Source organism: Rhizobacter sp. P3_B12 (assembly GCF_056402895.1).
Window position 1 is genome coordinate 1 of sequence record NZ_JBFUGN010000617.1, and the last position, 3722, is coordinate 3722.

Consider the following 3722-nt stretch of genomic DNA (forward strand, 5'->3'; position numbering starts at 1 on the left):
CACGCAGCCGCGGCGCATCGCGGCCTCGAGCGTGGCCAAGCGCATCGCGCAGGAGCTGAACACGCCGCTGGGCGAGCACGTCGGCTTCAAGGTGCGCTTCCAGGACCGGCTGTCGGCCGGCGCGAGCGTCAAGCTGATGACCGACGGCATCCTGCTGGCCGAGACGCAGACCGACCCGCTGCTGAAGGCCTACGACACGCTGATCATCGACGAGGCCCACGAGCGCAGCCTGAACATCGACTTCCTGCTCGGCTACCTGCGGCAGATCCTGCCGCGCCGGCCCGACCTGAAGATCATCGTCACCTCGGCCACCATCGATGCCGACCGCTTTGCGCAGCATTTCGCGTCGCGCCAGGGGCCGGCGCCGGTGATCCAGGTGTCGGGACGGTTGTTTCCGGTGGAGCAGCGCTGGCGGCCGTTCGAGGAATCCCGCGAGTACGGCCTGAACGACGCCATCGGCGATGCGGTCGACGAGCTGTGGCGCGAGGGCGCCGGCGACGTGCTGGTCTTCCTGCCGGGCGAGCGCGAGATCCGCGAGGCGGCCGAGCACCTGCGCAAGCACCACCCGCCGGGCGTCGAGGTGGTGCCGCTGTTCGCGCGCCTGAGCCAGCAGGAGCAGGATGCCGTGTTCGAGCCGCACAGCGCACGCCGCATCGTGCTGGCCACCAACGTCGCCGAGACCTCGCTGACGGTGCCGGGCATCCAGTACGTGATCGATGCCGGCACGGCGCGCGTCAAGCGCTACAGCTACCGCAACAAGGTCGAGCAGCTGCAGATCGAGCCGGTCAGCCAGGCGGCGGCCAACCAGCGCGCCGGGCGCTGCGGGCGCGTCAGCAACGGCATCTGCATCCGGCTCTACGACGAGAAGGACTACACCGAACGGCCGCGCTTCACTGATCCGGAGATCCTGCGTTCGTCGCTGGCTGGCGTGATCCTGCGCATGATGTCGCTCGGGCTCGGGCTGGTGGAGGACTTCCCGTTCCTCGAGCCGCCGCCGCGCCGCGCGATCGCCGACGGCTACCAGCTGCTGCACGAGCTGGGCGCGGTGGACGAACAGAACGAGTTGACGCCGACCGGCCGCGAGCTGTCCAGGCTGCCGCTGGACCCGCGCGTCGGCCGCATGATCCTGGAGGCGCGCAACCGCGAATCGCTGGCCGAGGTGCTGGTGATCGCGTCGTCGCTGAGCGTGCAGGATGCGCGCGACCGGCCGATGGAGCACCAGCAGGCGGCCGATGCGGCGCACAAGAAGTTCGACGATGACCGCTCCGAGTTCCTCGGCACGCTGAAGCTCTGGAAATGGCTCGAAGACGCGCGCGGCGGCAGCAAGGAGCACAAGCTCTCGCACCGCAAGCAGGAGCAGCTGCTGCGCGACAACTTCGTCTCGCCGCGCCGCGTGCGCGAGTGGCGCGACATCCATTCGCAGCTGCACACCGTGGTGGCCGAGCACGGCTGGCGGCTCAACACGCTGCCGGCCACCTACGACCAGCTGCACCTGGCGATGCTGGCAGGGCTGCTGGGCAACATCGGCCAGAAGAGCGACGAGGACGATTGGTACCTCGGCGCGCGTGGCATCAAGTTCTACAAGCACCCGGGTTCGCACCTCGGCAAGAAGCCGGGACGCTGGATCGTCGCGGCCGAGCTGGTCGAGACGACGCGGCTGTTCGGCCGCGGCATCGCCAACATCGAGCCGCAGTGGCTGCCGGGCATCGCCGGCCACCTGATCAAGACGCAGCTGCTGGAGCCGCACTGGGAGAAGAAGGCGGCCGAGGTGGTCGCGCTGGAGCGGGCGACGCTGTATGGCCTGGTGATCTACAGCAACCGGCGTGTCAATTTCGGGCGCGTGGATGCGGTGGCGGCGCGCGAGATCTTCATCCGCGAGGCGCTGGTGAACGGCGAGTGGGAGACGCGGCTGCCGTTTCTTGCGGCCAATCGCAAGCTGATCGCGCAGGTCGAGGAGCTGGAGCACAAGTCGCGCCGGCAGGACGTGCTGGTCGACGACGAGCTGATCCACGCGTTCTACGACCAGCAGCTGCCGGCCGACGTGTGCAGCGGGCACAGCCTCGAGCGCTGGTACCGCGAGGAGAGCCAGCGCCAGCCGAAGCTGCTGTTCCTGACGCGCGAGGAGCTGATGCGGCACGAGGCGGCGGGCATCACGACCGCGTCGTTCCCGAAGACGCTGCGCATGGGCGGCGTCGACTGCATCGCGAGCTACCTGCACGACCCGGGCGACCCGAAGGACGGTGTCACCGTCACCGTGCCGATCTACGCGCTGAACCAGGTGAGCGACGAGCGCTGCGAATGGCTGGTGCCCGGCATGCTGAAGGACAAGGTGCTGGCGCTGGTGAAGACCTTGCACCAGCGCCCGCGCTCGCGGCTGGTGCCGTTGCCGGACTATGCGCAGGGCTTCGTCGACCAGGTGCACGAGGCGCACGGCTTCGGCACCGGCAGCCTGGTGGACGTGTTGCTGAAGGCGGTGCGCGACAAGACGCAGCTCGACGTGAAGCGCGCCGATTTCAAGCTGGAGCAGCTGTCGCCGCATTTGTTCATGAACTTCCGCGTGGTCGACGAGAACGGCCGGCAGCTGGGGCAGGGGCGCAACCTCGCCAGCCTGAAGGCCGAGCTGGGCGGGCAGGCGCGCTCGGCGTTCCAGGCGCTGGCGGTGCTGCGGCCGGCGGTGGCCGCGGCGCCCGCTGCGGCAGCGACGCCGGCGGGCGCGAACACCATCGTCGTCAAGACGGCGCCGGGCCGCGCGAGCGCGCCGGTGGCGGATGCGCCCGAGCCGACCTACACCGACTGGACCTTCGGCGAGTTGCCGGAGCTGATGGAGGTGAAGCGCGGCAGCCAGGTGCTGGTGGGGTTCCCGGCGCTGATCGACCGTGGCAGCCATGTGCAGATCGAGGTGTTCGACGAGCCGGACGTGGCGGCGCACAAGCACCGGGCCGKCCTGCGGCGGCTGGTGGCGCTGCAGATCCGTGACGCGCTGAAGTACCTCGAGAAGAACATCCCCGACCTGCAGAAGATGGCGGTGCTGTACATGCCGCTGGGCACGGCCGAGGAACTGCGCGAGCAGATCATCGACCTGGCGCTCGACCGTGCGTTCCTTGCCGACCCGTTGCCGGCCGATGCGCAGGCCTTCCGGCGGCGCATCGACGAAGGGCGAGGGCGCCTGACGCTGATCGCCAACGAGATCGCCCGCAGCGTGATCGTGGTGCTGACCGAATTCGCCGCGGCACAGCGCAAGCTGAAGGATGCGCGGGCGCCGAAGGAGGTGGCCGACGACGTGCAGGCGCAGCTGGCCCGGCTGGTGCCGAAGCGCTTCGTGGGGGCGACGCCGTGGGCCCAGCTGGCGCACCTGCCGCGCTACCTGAAGGGCGTGGTGATGCGGCTGGACAAGCTGCGTGCCGACCCGGCGCGGGATGCCCAGCGCCTGGCCGAACTGCGCCCGCTGGAGCAGCGCTGGCTGCGGCTGCTGGCCGATCGCAAGGGCGTGCACGACGGGCGGTTGGAGGAGTTCCGCTGGCTGCTGGAGGAGTTGCGGGTCAGCCTGTTTGCGCAGGAATTGCGGACGCCGCAGCCGGTGAGCGTGAAGCGGCTGGAGAAGGCGCTGGGGGCGTTGACGGTGTGATCTGCAGAATTCCTGCACATTCCCCTTGCATGCTCGCTCCCCCATTCACTCCTGCAGGGAGAGCCTCCATGCCATTTTTGTCTCCCCAGTCCTCGCC

Annotated in this window: 1 protein-coding gene; it reads left to right on the forward strand. The window is 69.4% G+C overall.

Features of this window, described 5'->3' with window-relative positions:
* A partial coding sequence (hrpA, locus tag AC1D01_RS24820) for an ATP-dependent RNA helicase HrpA (RefSeq protein WP_477871099.1) occupies positions 1-3625 on the forward strand: 3625 nt, incomplete at its 5' end.
* Positions 3626-3722: the final 97 nt, after the last annotated feature.